Genomic DNA, 16,705 nt, shown 5'->3' on the forward strand with positions numbered 1-16,705 from the left:
TAGTTAGATTGACCCGCCGAAGAAGTAAATCTTTCAGGTGCTTTATGCTGGAGAAATCCAGAAAAGTGAGGACTGTCGTTGGAGGAACCTCTGGAGAGAACCGTTAGATCGGTCGCCGAAGGAGCAAGCTTAGTGCCCGTTACTTATCTATAAGTGATTCGCTAAGTGAAACTCTCAGGCAAAAGGACAGAGGAGTGGAAAGCAACAAGCCTTAATTAACAAAAGAATTCTATCTAGAAATCCGTATGTATTAAGTAGTGCTACCGATCCCTGTGATCTGCACTGCCTTCCCTCTTCTCCTTAAATTTTTTAATTTATTAAGGGGAATCTATGAACCACCTACAAGCTACACTACAAACCATCAACCAATTCGTTTGGGGACCACCACTGCTTATTCTGCTAGTGGGTACAGGTATCTACTTTACTTTTCGCTTAGGCTTACTCCAGTTTAGACACCTCCCAACCGCGCTAAAAATGGTATTCAGCAAAGACAAATCCGGTACGGGTGACGTATCCAGTTTTGCCGCCTTGTGTACCGCGCTTTCAGCGACCATTGGTACAGGTAACATCGTGGGTGTAGCGACCGCAATCAAGATTGGTGGCCCTGGTGCCCTATTCTGGATGTGGCTTGCCGCTGTATTTGGCATGGCGACCAAATACGCAGAATGCCTACTTGCTGTTAAATACCGTAGAACCGATAGCAACGGCGAAATGGTTGGCGGCCCTATGTACTACCTTCAATACGGTGTTGGCTCAAGAATTTTGGCGGTAATGTTCGCTGTGTTCGCTTTGGGTGTTGCCTGTTTCGGTATTGGTACCTTCCCACAAGTTAACGCGATCTTAGACGCTACTGAAATCTCATTTGGCGCTTCACGTGAGATGTCTGCTGTTGTTCTAACGATATTGGTTGCAGTAGTGACACTTGGTGGTATTCAATCTATCGCTAAGGTTGCAGGAAAAGTGGTTCCGACCATGGCGGTTATGTACATCGTTGCGTGTTTGAGCGTTCTGGTTTCAAATGCAGACCAACTACTGAATGCCATTACCCTTGTTGTTACCTCTGCGTTTACTAATACAGCGGCAACAGGCGGTTTCTTTGGTGCGAGCATCATGCTTGCTATCCAATCGGGTATTGCTCGTGGTGTATTCTCTAATGAATCTGGTTTAGGTAGTGCACCTATGGCTGCGGCGGCTGCAAAAACAGATTCATGTGTGAAGCAAGGCCTTGTCTCTATGACAGGTACTTTCTTCGACACCATCATCATTTGTACGATGACTGGTTTGGCGCTTATCTTAACAGGCGCGTGGCAGACTGACCTTTCAGGTGCTGCGATGACCACTCATGCATTTGCTGTTGGTCTGAATGCAGACACGCTTGGCCCTATGCTGGTTTCTGTTGGCCTAATCTTCTTTGCATTTACTACGATTTTAGGTTGGAACTACTACGGCGAGCGCTGTGTTGTTTTCTTGCTAGGTACTAAAGCTGTCCTACCTTACAAGATCATCTTCATTGCATTGGTGGCTTCTGGTGCATTCTTGAAGCTCGACATGATCTGGATAATGGCAGATATCGTGAACGGCCTAATGGCAATTCCAAACCTAATCGGCCTTATCTTGCTACGCCACGTGGTTATCGAAGAAACAAAACTATTCTTCAAACCTTTAACGTCTTCAAACAATTGTGAAGCTGTTAAAGCATAATCAAAATTGATTGAACCAAAGCCCGCTTTCAAATGCGGGCTTTTTTATATCCATTCGATACTTAAACTACTAAATTATTACTATCGTATACCCACAAAAAAAATATCCGCCTTCTTAGAAGGCGGTTTTGCTTTATAACCCCCTAGAAGGGGGCGTCCGCGCTATCAGTTCTTCAATAACTGCAGTTGTTGTTCATACTCTATGTCCTGCTTGTCTTGGTGCCGTACATATCGTCGAATGACTTCTTCATTCACACCGACCGTATCTACAAAATACCCTCTGGCCCAAAAGTGATTTCCCCATAGTTTCTTACGTATATGTGGGAATCTATTGAAAAGTCGAATTGCTGTTCGGCCTTTTAAAACTCCTAACAAACTCGATACTGATAACTTGGGAGGAACAATGACAACAAGATGAACATGATCTGGTTGAACATTTAATTCTAAAACTTCGCAGTCTTTCATATTACACAAAATATAGATTGAACGATAAAGCTCCTTTCCTACTTTATCTTTCAAAATCTTATATCTGTACTTTGGAGTCCAAACTATATGGTATTTGCAACGCCAATAGACATGTGATGAACTTCTGTAATCGCCCATGTGGTTGTTTCCTCTTACTTGTGGTGAATAAGAGGTTACTTCTAACATGGGCACTTCTTCAGGCTATAGCCTCAAGGAGCAATCACCACCGCCCTAGGCGGTGGTTTTGAGGAGCCAATAAAATAAGATTTTAATTAGACCACTGTTCTAATTAATTTATAGGTAAAGATTGTTCCAAAACTCTCTAATTAAAAGCTCGCTAATAAAATCAACACTTAATTAGATGTTACTTATATTTAACAGATTGTGACTAAATGGCAGAGTTTCTTTCATAAACAAATAAAGAACGCTTTTGTTTTGACCACTCAAAAACACACCAGAATAAAACATGTGACTTTAATTCATATAATAGTCAGTTTATAGTCATCTAAATTGTTGAGAGAATTATAATAAAAATAAAACGTTGGCTATATGATCAGATTCGACCCGATTAAAAACCGTATTTATAACGATGAACGTTCTATTAAAATAGGATATCGTGAGACTCGCGTTTTAGAGTTATTACTTAAAAACTCGCCCGAGATTGTGAACAAGCAAGATATTATTAGTTTCGCATGGGGAAGCGAGTTCATTGGGGATACATCATTGGCGAAGTGTATCAGCTTACTTCGCCAAGGGTTCGTTAAGCTTGGCATCAGAGAAACACCCATCGTCACGGTGCCAAAGGTCGGTTACCGCCTTATTGATGAATGCGTCTTTATTGACTCGCAACCACAAAGCGAAACCACTGTTCCTCTCACTCCTGTGAGTGAGCAAGTCCCGCTCGGTCAAAGTAATATTGCTTCCTCTATTGCGAGCAAAGATACACCTGAATCCAAATCGGCTTCACTTACCTATTCTCCACTTAGCTATTCTCAAGTCAGCTTATACAAAAACAGGCTGTGTTACTTCATAACGGGCTGTTTGCTGTTGTCCTCGGCACTGTTGGCATTTGCTAAGGTTCACGATAAAAGCCTCGGTGATATCACCCCCTTTAACCGACTTAATGAACAATGGGTTGGGCAGGTACAAGTTTTTCAGGAAACAGAGATGTCTTTGAGCCCAGAACTCGAGGCCATTCTCTACAAATACCAATGTGATTGCGTGGCCTACATCAGCAACGAACCCGGCTATTCAGAACTCTCCATGCTCAACAAGACAACACGTCAGTCCATCAATATCTTTTACACAGCCACGCAATTAGATCGAGCCAGTCAAGAGATAGAATTATTCCTAAAGAGAGGCCAATTATGATGCCATTTGTAGCTCTGTTTTCCTCGCTAGCGTTATTGATTGGCATATGGAGTATCCCTTCTCCTCCTCCCCAAGAAGAGCACCGTTATCAACATAGCGTGGTAGATCTTGTGTTAGATGGAAATGTATTACGAACCGATGGGCTCACCAAAATAAGTGATAACAAGGTTCTGCATCTTATGTCCGTCCAAGATGACAATATGCCCGACCCGATTGTTCTTCGATTTAGAGGAGAAGCTGGTCCTTCTCAATCCCTATTCTTTTCAATAGCTGGCACTATCGACTTAGTCTCCGTGCAAAAAATAAATAAAACCATGAATGACAGCTTATTGTCGCCCTACCTACTTATCAACAATGACCCTTTAACATTGAAGGTTGATATATTAAGTTCAAATGATTTATTTGCCATCATTCGGACATGTAATACAGGAAGAACACAACTTTTGGCTAAACGATAATTTATCTCCGTTTGGCCACCAGCTGAATTCACTTCGTTTTAATTAACACCGTTCTGAATATTACACATAAAAAACGGATGGTTATATTTATTACTGCATCAATAAACATCTCTTGTTTCTGAGCATTCAATTAATCGAATGTTTAAAGCACTGGATTAAATTTTAAAATCCAAGTCTCATTTATCGCTTTCCTGTTGATATTTACATCAAATAAAAACGATGTGAATAATATGTCTCCTCTCGTACTTAACCATTCATTTCACTCGCAATAGACCACGTTAAAAACTATTTGACGTGAATGTATCAATCATCACGCCTCATTTTTCTAAAAACGGTTTGAGCCCTATCAAACATTTTCTTTTCAGTTACAGCCCCTTTCACCGAACAAACAAATGAAACAATACAAATCATTGAATTAAAAGGGAAATTTAATTCAACCCTTTTCAGTATCTATCTATTTATCAACATGAAAAAGTGAACTTGTCTTGTTAACTGCACGGCACAAAAAACATTATCAAAATAGAAAAATTACAAATGAGGGAATTGTTAATGATCCGAATAAACAGAAGTCTCTTAGCAACCGCAGTGTTGTCTGTTCTATCTACTGGCGTAAACGCAAAAATTTACCCAGACCAAATAGTCCATGACCAACTTGGTGACGATGTATGTCGCTCTGGCTATCGCCCGTTAGACCGTTTTGAAGCCGAAGAGCAAAAGAGTGCTTTGCTGGCTAGAATGGGCACTTGGCAGATCACAGGCTTAAAAGGAAACTGGGTGATCATGGGCCCGGGATACAATGGCCTTATTAAACAAGACACAACCAACGGCAAAACGTTTTGTTATCCGAACAATGACCAGTCTGAAATTCCAAACTACTCTGCTAAATCGGTTCCAGAAGGCAGTGAGTTGGATGTCCAATATGAGCTGGTCAATAACCGTAACGATTTTGTTCGTCCGTTAAGCTATTTAGCTCACAACCTAGGTTACGCATGGGTTGGCGGTAATAATAGTCAGTACGTAGGTGAAGACATGACGATCAACCGCTCTGGCGACAGCTGGGTGATACAAGGAAACAATGGTGGCTCTTGTAGTGGTTATCGCTGTGGGGAAAAAACTAAAATCACCGTCGACAACTTTGCCTACACCGTTAACGACGATAATTTTTGGCATGGCGATGTTGTCGAATCAGATCGTGAACTAGTGAAGACGGTTTATGCAACGGCAAGAAACAACAGTAATATCGCGCAACAAGTGGTTGTCGACCTGAAAGTGGATGAATCAACAAACTGGTCAAAAACGAACAGCTACGGATTCTCACAAAGCGTTCAAACAGAGAATACGTTTAAGTGGCCTCTTGTTGGTGAAACTAAGCTCACCATTAAGTTTGAAGCCAACCAAAGCTTCTCTAAATCAAATGGTGGCTCTACTAGCGAGCAAGTAACACTTCAAGCGCGCCCAATGGTTCCAGCAAACTCAGAGCTTCCGATTCGAGTCGAGTTGTATCGTTCAAGCATCTCCTACCCGTATCGATTCAACGCCGACATTAGCTACGATGTTGAGTTTAACGGCTTCCTACGTTGGGGTGGCAACGCATGGCACACACATCCAGACAATCGCCCTTACAGAGCTCACACCTTCACTATGGGTCGCGGCAGTGATAAATCTGCAGACATTCGCTACCAATGGGATCACCGATACATTCCAGGCGAAACCAAATGGTGGGATTGGGGCTGGGCTATTAAAGAAGCTGGCTTATCAAGCATGCAATACGCGACTGGCGGAAGCTTACGTCCGTTCCACTCTTACGTATCGGGTGACTTCTACGCAGACTCTCAATTTGCAGGTACTATTGAGATTGGCCAAGCGACACCGATTACCAACAATCTACGCAGCAAAAGAAGTACAGATTCCGTCAATGAAACGACTGAGCGCATTGGCGATATCGAAGTCACCACCAACTTCAATGCCGATGAGTTGAGTGACTTAGGTTTCGAAGGTGCTGAGATGAACATCAGCGTCGTTGAATAATTAGGTTGTGAATAGCTAGACTGTAAATAACTACGTTGTTTAGTAAAAGCAGTACAAAGATCTACAAGCAATAAAACGCAAAAGCCCACGACACGTCGTGGGCTTTCATATGTTCTATTAAAAAAGAGGAACTACACAGGTTCTTCCATCAGAAGCTTAACACCTAACCCCACCAGCACCATGCCAGTCACGCCTTCCATCCACTTCATAAAGCTCGCATTCTTAAGCAAGTTTTTAGCCGAGTTAAGCGCACCAGCCAAGCCACATTGCCACACCATCGCAATCATAAAGTGAACCGAAGCCATCAGCATAGATTGTAATAACGGCGAGCCCTCAGGGTTTACGAACTGAGGCAGAAAAGCCAAGTAGAAAACCGCCGTTTTCGGGTTAAGAACATTAGATAAGAAACCTTCACGCAAAGAACGTTTGGCACTGTAGGCTTGATGAGCTTGCTCACCCACCTTCAACCCGCCGCCATTTTTCATCAAAGCGCGTAAACTGCTTAAACCAAGCCAAATCAGGTAAACCGCACCCACCATTTTAACGGCTTGGAAGAGTTCAGCTGATTGAGCAAGAATCGCAGAGATCCCCACTGCAGAGAAAAAGGCGTGCACATACAAGCCGCTACAAATACCAAAGCTGGTCATCACACCGTCAGATAAGCCAGATCGACTGGTATTGCGAATCACCAATGCCGTATCTAAACCCGGCGTTAGCGTTAAAATAGTGATGGCAATCAGAAATGCCTCAAAGTTCAAAATATCCATATCATTGTCATTCTTGTTCAGCGATCTATCATCAATACCGTGTATCTGAACAATTCGCAAGCAACAATTGCCATCAGCTATACAACTCACTGATTTTGTGCACAATGGTACAGTTTAATTTGTTAACAAATAGTAAATTACTGGCATATCACTGCCCTACCTTGTTTAGGCTATATCTTCTACTGAGAAAAACAGCCTCAGAAACAAAGTGAAGTGACCAAGTTCAAAGTACTAAACATCGAGATGCCCCTTAAACTGATGCAGCCTTATGGGTCATTTAAAGAAACCAAATTAAGAGTAGTCAAATGAGCGCATTCAAAAAACTAGTCGAACACTCTCAAAAATGTTCACGCTTTCAACACCTAGCCTCTATTTGTGGTTGGGACCAAGCTTCCATGATGCCAGCTGGCGGTAACCAAGCACGCAGCGAAGCGATGGCTGAGCTTTCTGTTCATATTCACGGCTTAATGACTCAGCCACAACTTGGCGATTGGATTGCAGACGCTGAAAACGAAGCTCTAAACAACGAGCAACAATCGTCACTTCGTGAAATAAAACGCCAATGGCAACAAGCTAACCTACTTCCAGAAAAACTGGTTGAAGCGAAATCTCTAGCGGGTTCAAAATGTGAACATGCATGGCGTAGCCAACGTGGAGAAAACGACTGGGTTGGTTTTGAAAAGAACTGGCGTGAAGTGGTTGAGCTATCACGTGAAGAAGCACAAATCCGTGCAGATGCCGCAAACCTAACTCCTTATGATGCGATGCTGGATATCTATGAGCCGGGCACCAGCTCTGCTTCACTGGATATCTTATTTGCAGACGTTAAAACATGGCTGCCAAGCCTGATTGACGAAGTGATCGAAAAGCAATCGAGCGAGCAATTTAACGCGCCATCGGGTATCTACTCGACAGAGAAACAGAAAGCACTTGGCCTAGAAGTGATGAAGTTGCTTCAATTCGATTTCGAACACGGCCGATTAGATGAAAGTGTTCACCCATTCTGTGGTGGTGTTCCTTCAGACGTGCGTATCACGACTCGCTACGATGAAGCTGAATTCGTTCAAAGCTTAATGGGCATCGTCCACGAAACAGGTCACGCACGTTATGAGCAAGGCTTACCTAAACACCTAGCAGGCCAACCAGCAGGTGAAGCTCGCTCTATGGGTATCCATGAATCTCAGTCCTTGTTCTTCGAGATGCAAGTTGGCCGCAGCGACCCGTTCATCGGACACTTAGCCAACCTAGCAGGACAACAGTTCTCAGGCTCTGAATTTGAGAAAGATAACTTCCAAAAGATCTACACTCGCGTGAAGAAAGACTTCATCCGTGTTGATGCCGATGAGCTAACCTACCCAGCGCACGTGATTTTACGTTACGAGATTGAGCGTGACCTGATTAACGGCAAAATCAAGCACACTGATGTTCCTGAACTTTGGAATACTAAAATGCAGTCTTACCTTGGTTTAAGCACTCAAGGCAACTTCACTAATGGCTGTATGCAAGACATCCACTGGACAGATGGCGCATTCGGCTATTTTCCATCTTACACACTAGGCGCGATGTACGCGGCTCAGTTCATGGCTTCAATGAAGAAAACGGTCGATGTGAACTCAGTGATTGAAAGCGGTGACCTATCACCTATCTTCACTTGGTTAGAGTCGAACATTTGGAGCAAAGGCAGCCTACTCACCACTGATGATTTAGTGAAAAGCGCAACTGGCGAAACCTTGAATGCACAGTACTTCAAGGATCACTTGAGAAGCCGTTACCTTTAATAGAATAAATCGATAGAGGCTGATCAGTTTGTTGATTCAGCCTTTTTAATCACATTTTCAAAACATACTTAGGTTGATTTGAAGGCTTTATCCCTTCATCGAACTTAACAATCACTGAATATTCTGGTATCTACTAGCACGGAATTGGACAAAAATGCGTTTCGGCAAATCGAACATTAGCAAATCATGAATAACTACAGGTATGGCAAGCAGAAAAAGCCCACTATCAGGAGTGAAAAAAGTGGGCAAAATATGGGTGACATGATGATATTCAAAAGTATGTAAAAGTAAAAGAGCCTCATGACATCATGAGGCTCTATTGTTGGTTACCTTAGCAAGATCAGTGGGCCTGAGTCTCCCCCACCACAAGTCTCAGAATTTCGTGAGTAGTATCGGTGCTTAATGATCAGCTCGATATCATCCAAACCTTCAAGATCCACTATCTCACCGTATCGGTCACCCAACTTCACGGACAATCTCCAACCTGAAGCCGCGACACTTCTCTCTTTAAAGGCATAGGTTGGGTTCAAAAACGCCGACTGACTCTCTTCGTCTGTCATGATGTTGGCCTTCATTTGCTGACGATAGCTGTCTTTAGCAAAGAAGTTACCATTCGACACATCCCAGAAGCGCGTAGAGTACGACACCAGCTCATCTTTTATGCCCGTTTCATCATCGGTTAACGAGCCCGGTGTGCGACTGCGCATGTAGTTGTTGCCACCGTACGTCAAGTAAGCTGGGGTCACCTCCTCACCAGAGATATCCATACTCACCTGCAAGTTAATGCCGATACCATCCAGCTTATCTAAGTAAGTGCCTGCATCCACTAGACAGGTTAGGTCATCGTTGTCTGTAACCACTGGTCCTTGGAAGAAGTTCGAGCGTGGTAGCTCTTTCACCGTACTGAACTCTATCGTTAGCCATTGGTCTTGCCCTATATGTTGAGTCAATTGCGCTAACTTAGCTTTAAACGCTTCATCCGCCGTCAGCATCTCACCGCTGCCATCCAAGGCTGGGTACCACATCGTTTTACCGCGAAGCTTGTCCACATAACCGAAAATATGCTTTTTCACCGACAGAGTATCCGTCGCCTCTTGGCTCGTTCTCAGATTACGAATGTCATCAAAACGCTGTAACGCTTTAAAGTATTCAACCAACTGCGGGATTGTTTGAATTTTAAAAACTGACGCTCGATTGAACCCTTTATCTGGCGCAACAAAGGCTTCTTGCCACTTGTACTCAAGCGCTTGAACGGCATAGAACATCCATTCTTGTAGCTCTGCAAACGCTAACTCAGCGTTCAAGGCTTCTTTTGTCAGTACGCTGTAATGCACTGGGTTAGCATAATAACGGTCTGCCTGTTGTTGCTGATTTTCACCCAACTGCGCAATCAGTCGCTCAGCTTCAGCACTGAACCCTGCCAACCTTTCCACTTCATAAGCCAGATAGCTCATCGACTTCGCGATGTCCACTTCCGCCGCTTTGAGCTCTAACATGAGCGCTTTAATGCGCGCCTTAGAATTCACGTCAAGTAAACCGCGCTCAAGACCTCGGATGGTCGCACGCTCTAACACCGCCAAAGTTTGTGTGTACTCAATAGCGTCATCACGTGGCACGTCTTTCAGGTCTTCCTTTAAGCTAGCCAACGCCGCTTGCACCGCGGATAAATCGACGTTGCCCGCTTCGCTAACAAAGTCATCCAGCGTGTCTAAATCGTCCTGTTTCAATAGCTTACTAATATCGACATAAGCTTTGCCTGACGAGGAACCATCGCGCTTCGCTTCAAGTAACTGACTCAACGACAACTCATTCTGACCAAACTGCACCATGATTTTATCAATCGCATCATTAACTTGCTTCTCTTGCTCAAGACGCTCCATCTCAATGGTGATATTGCCTGTGATGGTCTGGCGTGCTTTTTGTGCTCTTTCGACGCCCAGCTTCGCCGCTTTAATGCTTTGTTGCTGTTGGGCTATTAAGCTGCCTTTTCTCTGCGCTTTTGTCTGACTCGCACACAGATTGTCGCCTTGCCCCACAGTACAACCCAGCAGCTTAAACAGCTGGTTATTCAGCGCTTGCTGCTCGTTGGTAAAGGTCTGTCTGAACTGGTCACGTTGGTAGCGGTAGTTCGCGGTCGCGTTTTTCGCCTCTTGCAGCGCCTTCTCTGCCGATGGTACTACGTCATACGCGCTGCCTTTGAGTAACATTTTAATCGCATCAAACGAGTCATAAACGGTGTTGCCTTGATCTTTGTACCCTTGCAGGAACAAGATAAAATCATCCGGAAGCCCTAGGTAGTTACCCTCGCCTTTTAACCACTGAATCACTGAGCCCAGTTTCATCGCAAGGCTATTCAGCTTCGCCTGCTCTGCAACCAACATTGCGCTTACTTGCGCATCGCTGCCTAATAACAGCTCAAGCTGCGTGGCTTTCGACATCACACTGTTGAGCAGAGTTTGCGCTTCTATCGCTAACGCTTGCATTGTATCGGTATTCGCGTAGACCGCTTTGAGCTTACTCAGGTGCACTTGCTGCTCTAGTAGGGTGTTCATCATTTGATACACCAGCAGGGCATCCTTGTACCCCACCACTAAAGCTTCACCTTCAAAGATAGGAGAATGTTGGCCCTGACCATTAAGGTATCGCGCACTCTGTAAATCACGCTGCGGTAATTGTGTCACATACGCTTGTGGGTGGTTGTCGATAAGCGACCAGTACTCATTCAAGCTACGCTGTAGAATCTCAACGGCGTTTTGACGACTTCGCTCAAGGCTAGCCACCGATACGTCTGCATCATTTACCCAATCGATTCTGGCTTGGTCAATCGAGCGATTGGCTAAAATAAACTCGGCAGCCGCGCGGTCGTAGTAAATATCCAGCAGTATCTCTTTAAGATAAGGTAAATCAGGCTGCAGTGCTGCAAAGCCCTCCACCACCTCAAGGGCATTGTCGGCTGTCGATTTGTCTGCATTGACCCATAGCTTAGAAAAATCTTGGCTCAGCCCCTCAGAGCTCATCGTAGACACAATATCACCTAGCTCTGGGTCTAAAGTAAACATGTTATCTAGGTAGCGGAATGCGGCGGCGTTTTGTTGCGCAGCGTCATTAGAATAACGCGGGTACAAGGTTGCCATTGTCTCTTCGATAGGGGAATGTCGTAGCGGTGACACCACACAACGACCGCTGTTTAAACTACCAGAAGGACAATGCTTCACGACAGGCTTGGTCACTGTTTTTGTGCAACGACTGCCCGACTTAGTGTATCCACTAGGGCAAACAGTTAGCATAGTTTTGTAAACTGTTTTTGTACGAATAACATTATAAGTATCAAGGACGTGGGGATGATGGCTAAAGCTTCCTATCCTATAACTCCATCCATCACTGTGTGTATATGGAATTTTCGTCCTAGAATCGAGATCAACCGTCAGCTTATTATTAATGAAAAGTGAATAAGGAATATAAGGATCCATCTCCATGGCATCGAACGCCCAAAACGTATTTGCTAGATTCGTCTCGCGCAGATCTTTTTTACACTTGGTTGAATTAATAGATGAATAACCTGATGGACAGCGATAACTTACTTGTTTAGTTATTTTTTTAATACAACTCTGTTTGTTGGGGCTCATACTGTACCCGGCATCACACTTTAATGATGCTGGTTTTAAACAACTAATGCCTTGTTTATCAAACTCAGAGGGGCAAGTATGGTAAACAAACTCCTCTCCAAATGGATAAGGCGCATTATTATCAGTGGTCCTAGCCAACCCCGGCTGTATTATTAAGAGCGTAAAAAGCCCTACCAAACTGCGTTTAGTATATTTCATCATTCTTCTTTTTATATTTAATTATGGTTAAGTAACTTTAAATCATCGGCTACTGCTTGCTCCATTAAAACGCCCCATCATTTATTAAGTATGCCAACAGGTTTAATTAGGCATTCATCCTCTCTTGGCCAACTAAGTCGAAAACCATAATAGGAGGCTTAAGAATAGTTAACCGAGTATTTTTATGGGATGAACACCCAACAACAAAACAATAACTAAAAACAATCGAGTTACATTTAATAGATTGCAAATTATCCACACAACTAAATAACGCATCAATAATTATTGATAATGATTATCATTAACATGACTTTTGTTGCATTTATTCACGATAAAAATGATAGATAAAACAATAAAAACCAGAACACAATACTGATATTGAACTCATGTATTAATGTTTTATGGAGATATTTACTATTAGGAAGGACTGGGTATTGATATACAACACTCAGTGTTGAAATAAGGTTATTCTTCAAATTTAACTTAGAATGAGAAATTGATTTTTCGATATAAAAAAGAGCCTCATAAAACTATGAGGCTCACGTTAGATTATCTTAGAAGCAGCAACGGGCCAGTGCCTCCCCCGCCACACGTCTCTGCATTTCGTGAGTAGTATCGGTGCTGAATAACAAGCTCGATATCATCCAAACCTTCAAGGTCTACTATCTCACCGTATCGGTCACCCAACTTCACTGACAACCTCCAACCAGAAGCCGCGACGCTTCTCTCTTTAAAGGCATACGTCGGGTTCAAAAACGCCGATTGACTCTCTTCGTCTGTCATGATGTTGGCCTTCATTTGCTGACGATAGCTATCTTTTGCGAAGAAGTTACCATTCGACACATCCCAGAAACGCGTTGAGTACGACACCAGTTCATCTTTAATGCCCGTCTCACCATCGGTTAACGAGCCCGGTGTACGACTGCGCATATAGTTGTTGCCCCCGTACGTCAAGTAAGCTGGAGTAACGTCTTCACCAGAGATGTCCATACTCACCTGCAAGTTAATACCAATGCCATCCAACTTATCCAAGTAAGTGCCCGCATCCGATAAACAGGTTAGGTCATCATTGCCTGCAACGACTGGCCCTTGGAAGAAGTTCGAGCGTGGTAACTCTTTCACTGTACTGAACTCTACCGTTAACCATTGGTCTTGACCGATACGTTGAGTCAGTTGGGTTAACTTGGCTTTAAACGCTTCATCCGCCGTCAACATATCACCGCTGCCATCCAAAGCCGGGTACCACATCATTTTGCCTCGAAGCTTATCCACATAACCGAAGATGTGCTTTTTAACAGACAGAATATCCGTCGCCTCTTGACTGCTTCTTAGATTACGAATGTCATCAAAACGCTGTAATTCCTTGAAGTATTCAATCAGCTGTGGGATATTTTGAATTTTAAATACCGACGCGCGATTAAACCCTTGCTCTGGGGAAATAAAGGCTTCTTGCCATTTGTACTCTAGCGCTTGAACGGCATAAAACATCCACTCTTGCAGCTCTGCAAACGCCAACTCGGCGTTCAATGCTTCTTTTGTCAGTACACTGTAATGTACTGGGTTAGCATAGTAACGGTCCGCCTGTTGTTGCTGGTTTTCGCCCAGTTGCGCAATCAGTCGCTCAGCATCCGCACTGAACCCTGCTAACCTTTCAACTTCATAAGCCAGGTAGCTCATCGACTTCGCGATGTCTACTTCTGCCGTTTTTAACTCTAACATAAGCGCTTTGATGCGCGCCTTAGAATTAACGTCAAGTAACCCGCGCTCAAGGCCTCGAATGGTTGCACGCTCTAACACCGCCAAAGTTTGTGTGTACTGAATGGCGTCATCACGCGGCACGTCTTTTAGGTCCTCTTTTAAGCTGGCCAGCGCTGCTTGCACCAATGACAAATCTACGTTGCCCGTTTCGGTAACAAAGTTATCCAGAGTATCTAAATCTTCCTGTTTCAATAACTCACTAATATCGACAGTGACTTTGCCTGACGATGAACCATCGCGCTCCGCATCTCGTTTCGCTTCAAGCAACTGACTCAACGACAACTCATTCTGACCAAACTGCACCATGATTTTATCAATCGCATCATTAACTTGCTTCTCTTGCTCAAGACGCTCCATCTCAATGGTGATATTGCCTGTGATGGTCTGGCGTGCTTTTTGTGCTCTTTCGACGCCCAGCTTCGCCGCTTTAATGCTTTGTTGCTGTTGGGCTATTAAGCTGCCTTTTCTCTGCGCTTTTGTCTGACTCGCACACAGATTGTCGCCTTGCCCCACAGTACAACCCAGCAGCTTAAACAGCTGGTTATTCAGCGCTTGCTGCTCGTTGGTAAAGGTCTGTCTGAACTGGTCACGTTGGTAGCGGTAGTTCGCGGTCGCGTTTTTCGCCTCTTGCAGCGCCTTCTCTGCCGATGGTACTACGTCATACGCGCTGCCTTTGAGTAACATTTTAATCGCATCAAACGAGTCATAAACGGTGTTGCCTTGATCTTTGTACCCTTGCAGGAACAAGATAAAATCATCCGGAAGCCCTAGGTAGTTACCCTCGCCTTTTAACCACTGAATCACTGAGCCCAGTTTCATCGCAAGGCTATTCAGCTTCGCCTGCTCTGCAACCAACATTGCGCTTACTTGCGCATCGCTGCCTAATAACAGCTCAAGCTGCGTGGCTTTCGACATCACACTGTTGAGCAGAGTTTGCGCTTCTACCGCTAACGCTTGCATTGTGTCGGTATTCGCGTCCACCGCTTTGAGCTTACTCAGGTGCAATTGCTGCTCTAGCAGGGTGTTCATCATTTGATACACCAGCAGAGCGTCTTTGTACCCCACCACCAAGGCTTCATCTTCATAAATTGGAACGTATAGACCTTGAGCATTGAGATATCGCGCACTGTGTAAATCACGCTGCGGTACTTGTGTCACATACGCTTGTGGGTGATTATCGATAAGCGACCAGTACTCATTCAAGCTACGCTGTAAAATATCAACGGCGTTCTGGCGATGCTGTTCAAGAATAATCGCTGAAAACTTATCATCACTTATCCAATAAATTCTGGCTTGGTCAATCGAACGATTAGCTAAAATAAATTCGGCAGCCGCGCGGTCGTAGTAAATATCAAACAGTATCTCTTTAAGGTAAGTTAAATCAGGCTGCAGTGCTGCAAAGCCTTCCACCACCTCAAGGGTATTGTCGGCTGTCGATTTGTCTTCACTGGCCCATAGCTTCGAAAAATCTTGGCTCTGCTGCTCAGAGCTCATCGCAGACACAATCTCGCCTGATGCTGGATCTGAGGTAAACATGCTATCCAGGTATCGGAATGCAGCTGACTGTTGTTGTTCAGTGTCATTAGAATAACGCGGGTACAACGCCGCCATCGTCTCTTCGATAGGAGATCTTCTTAACGCAGACTGGGATAAGGTAACTAGACAATGGTTATTAGTTAAACTGCCCTCACGACAATACTTGACTGCTGCCTTAGTTAAAATTCTATTACATGTACTTCCCGTTTTGGTATATCCGCTAGGACAATGACTCAACAGGGGTTTGTTGCCTTCTTTTTTTCTAACAACTTCAGCTCCCTGCCCTCTATCATAACTCCATCCATCAGAGTGTCGATAAGGTAAATGGCGCACATAATTAGTAATTCGCGATCCCTTCCACTTGATACGATAGTAGCTAGGGCGATCTTGGTCACGACTAGGGGGGGGGAGTAACGTGCTCTATACTGGAGCTTCCATAGTGTTTTTCAATAATGGTCCCTCGGCACGAATTATTCTGCATTCGAAACCCGGAAGGACAAGAGTACGTTACGCTTTGATTTATACTTGTCGAGCAGCGTTGCTTATCTGAACTAAGGTTATATCCATTATCACATTTAGCTAAAACTGGTTTTGTGATTTTTTTTGTACAACTTAACCCTTGTTTATCAAACCCAGAAGGACAAGTGTGATAAACAAACTCATCACCAAATGGATAAGGTGTATTATTGGCGGCCTGAGCCCCCCCTGATGGTATTATTAAGAGCGTAAAAAGCCCTACCAAACTGCGTTTAATATAATTCATAATTATTCTTTTATTTATTGACGATTGAAACAATAAAGACAAAACCATTAGCTCTGTCATATCTTAAAGTTGCCTTATTTATACCCTGCCCTGTCTCTCCCTCTATAAAAACATCACTAAAGAACCCTGTTAAATAACAAAAAGCTCAATACAAGAAACCCCCTATAAATAACAAAATCAGATTTATATTAATTATGGATATTACACCACAACCAATATACAATCATTATGTTTTATAAATTCACTAAAAATAAAAC

9 protein-coding genes and 1 riboswitch are annotated in these 16,705 nt (G+C 43.7%); of the genes, 5 read left to right on the forward strand and 4 right to left on the reverse strand.

The window, feature by feature from the left end; all coding sequences use genetic code 11:
* The first annotated feature begins 80 nt into the window (after nucleotides 1-80).
* A riboswitch (glycine riboswitch) is annotated at nucleotides 81-200 on the forward strand.
* 130 nt (nucleotides 201-330) lie between these two features.
* A complete protein-coding gene (locus L0992_09100) occupies nucleotides 331-1,701 on the forward strand; it encodes a sodium:alanine symporter family protein (protein XGB65883.1) in 1,371 nt (456 codons plus the stop codon).
* 164 nt (nucleotides 1,702-1,865) lie between these two features.
* Here the strand turns inward: L0992_09100 and tnpA are convergent, their stop codons facing one another.
* A complete protein-coding gene (tnpA, locus tag L0992_09105) occupies nucleotides 1,866-2,303 on the reverse strand; it encodes an IS200/IS605 family transposase (protein ID XGB68714.1) in 438 nt (145 codons plus the stop codon).
* Nucleotides 2,304-2,714: 411 nt separating this feature from the next.
* On the opposite strand from tnpA, the gene L0992_09110 reads away from it, so the two are divergent.
* From L0992_09110 to L0992_09120, 3 genes are all read left to right on the forward strand, one after another.
* Nucleotides 2,715-3,536: a winged helix-turn-helix domain-containing protein gene (locus L0992_09110; GenBank protein XGB65884.1), complete on the forward strand. Its 822-nt coding sequence runs from the start codon at nucleotides 2,715-2,717 to the stop codon at nucleotides 3,534-3,536.
* A complete protein-coding gene (locus tag L0992_09115) occupies nucleotides 3,533-3,994 on the forward strand; it encodes a hypothetical protein (protein XGB65885.1) in 462 nt (153 codons plus the stop codon). The genes L0992_09110 and L0992_09115 overlap by 4 nt, the downstream gene beginning before the upstream one ends.
* Before the next feature lie 549 nt (nucleotides 3,995-4,543).
* Nucleotides 4,544-6,022 carry an aerolysin family beta-barrel pore-forming toxin gene (locus L0992_09120; protein XGB65886.1) on the forward strand — a complete coding sequence of 493 codons (1,479 nt, stop codon included), beginning with the start codon at nucleotides 4,544-4,546 and terminating at the stop codon, nucleotides 6,020-6,022.
* Nucleotides 6,023-6,153: 131 nt separating this feature from the next.
* Here the strand turns inward: L0992_09120 and L0992_09125 are convergent, their stop codons facing one another.
* On the reverse strand, nucleotides 6,154-6,789 hold the full coding sequence (locus L0992_09125) for a LysE family translocator (protein XGB65887.1): 636 nt from the start codon (nucleotides 6,787-6,789) through the stop codon (nucleotides 6,154-6,156).
* A gap of 305 nt (nucleotides 6,790-7,094) precedes the next feature.
* Here L0992_09125 and L0992_09130 point away from each other — a divergent pair, with 305 nt between their 5' ends.
* Nucleotides 7,095-8,567: a carboxypeptidase M32 gene (locus tag L0992_09130; protein ID XGB65888.1), complete on the forward strand. Its 1,473-nt coding sequence runs from the start codon at nucleotides 7,095-7,097 to the stop codon at nucleotides 8,565-8,567.
* A gap of 326 nt (nucleotides 8,568-8,893) precedes the next feature.
* Here the strand turns inward: L0992_09130 and L0992_09135 are convergent, their stop codons facing one another.
* Nucleotides 8,894-11,854 (reverse strand): hypothetical protein, encoded by a 2,961-nt coding sequence (locus L0992_09135; protein ID XGB65889.1) that lies wholly within the window; start codon nucleotides 11,852-11,854, stop codon nucleotides 8,894-8,896.
* A 1,086-nt stretch (nucleotides 11,855-12,940) separates the two neighbouring features.
* Nucleotides 12,941-15,760 carry a hypothetical protein gene (locus L0992_09140; protein ID XGB65890.1) on the reverse strand — a complete coding sequence of 940 codons (2,820 nt, stop codon included), beginning with the start codon at nucleotides 15,758-15,760 and terminating at the stop codon, nucleotides 12,941-12,943.
* Between the last annotated feature and the right edge of the window lie 945 nt (nucleotides 15,761-16,705).

The organism is Vibrio pomeroyi (assembly GCA_041879425.1).
Taxonomy (GTDB): Bacteria; Pseudomonadota; Gammaproteobacteria; order Enterobacterales; family Vibrionaceae; genus Vibrio; species Vibrio pomeroyi_A.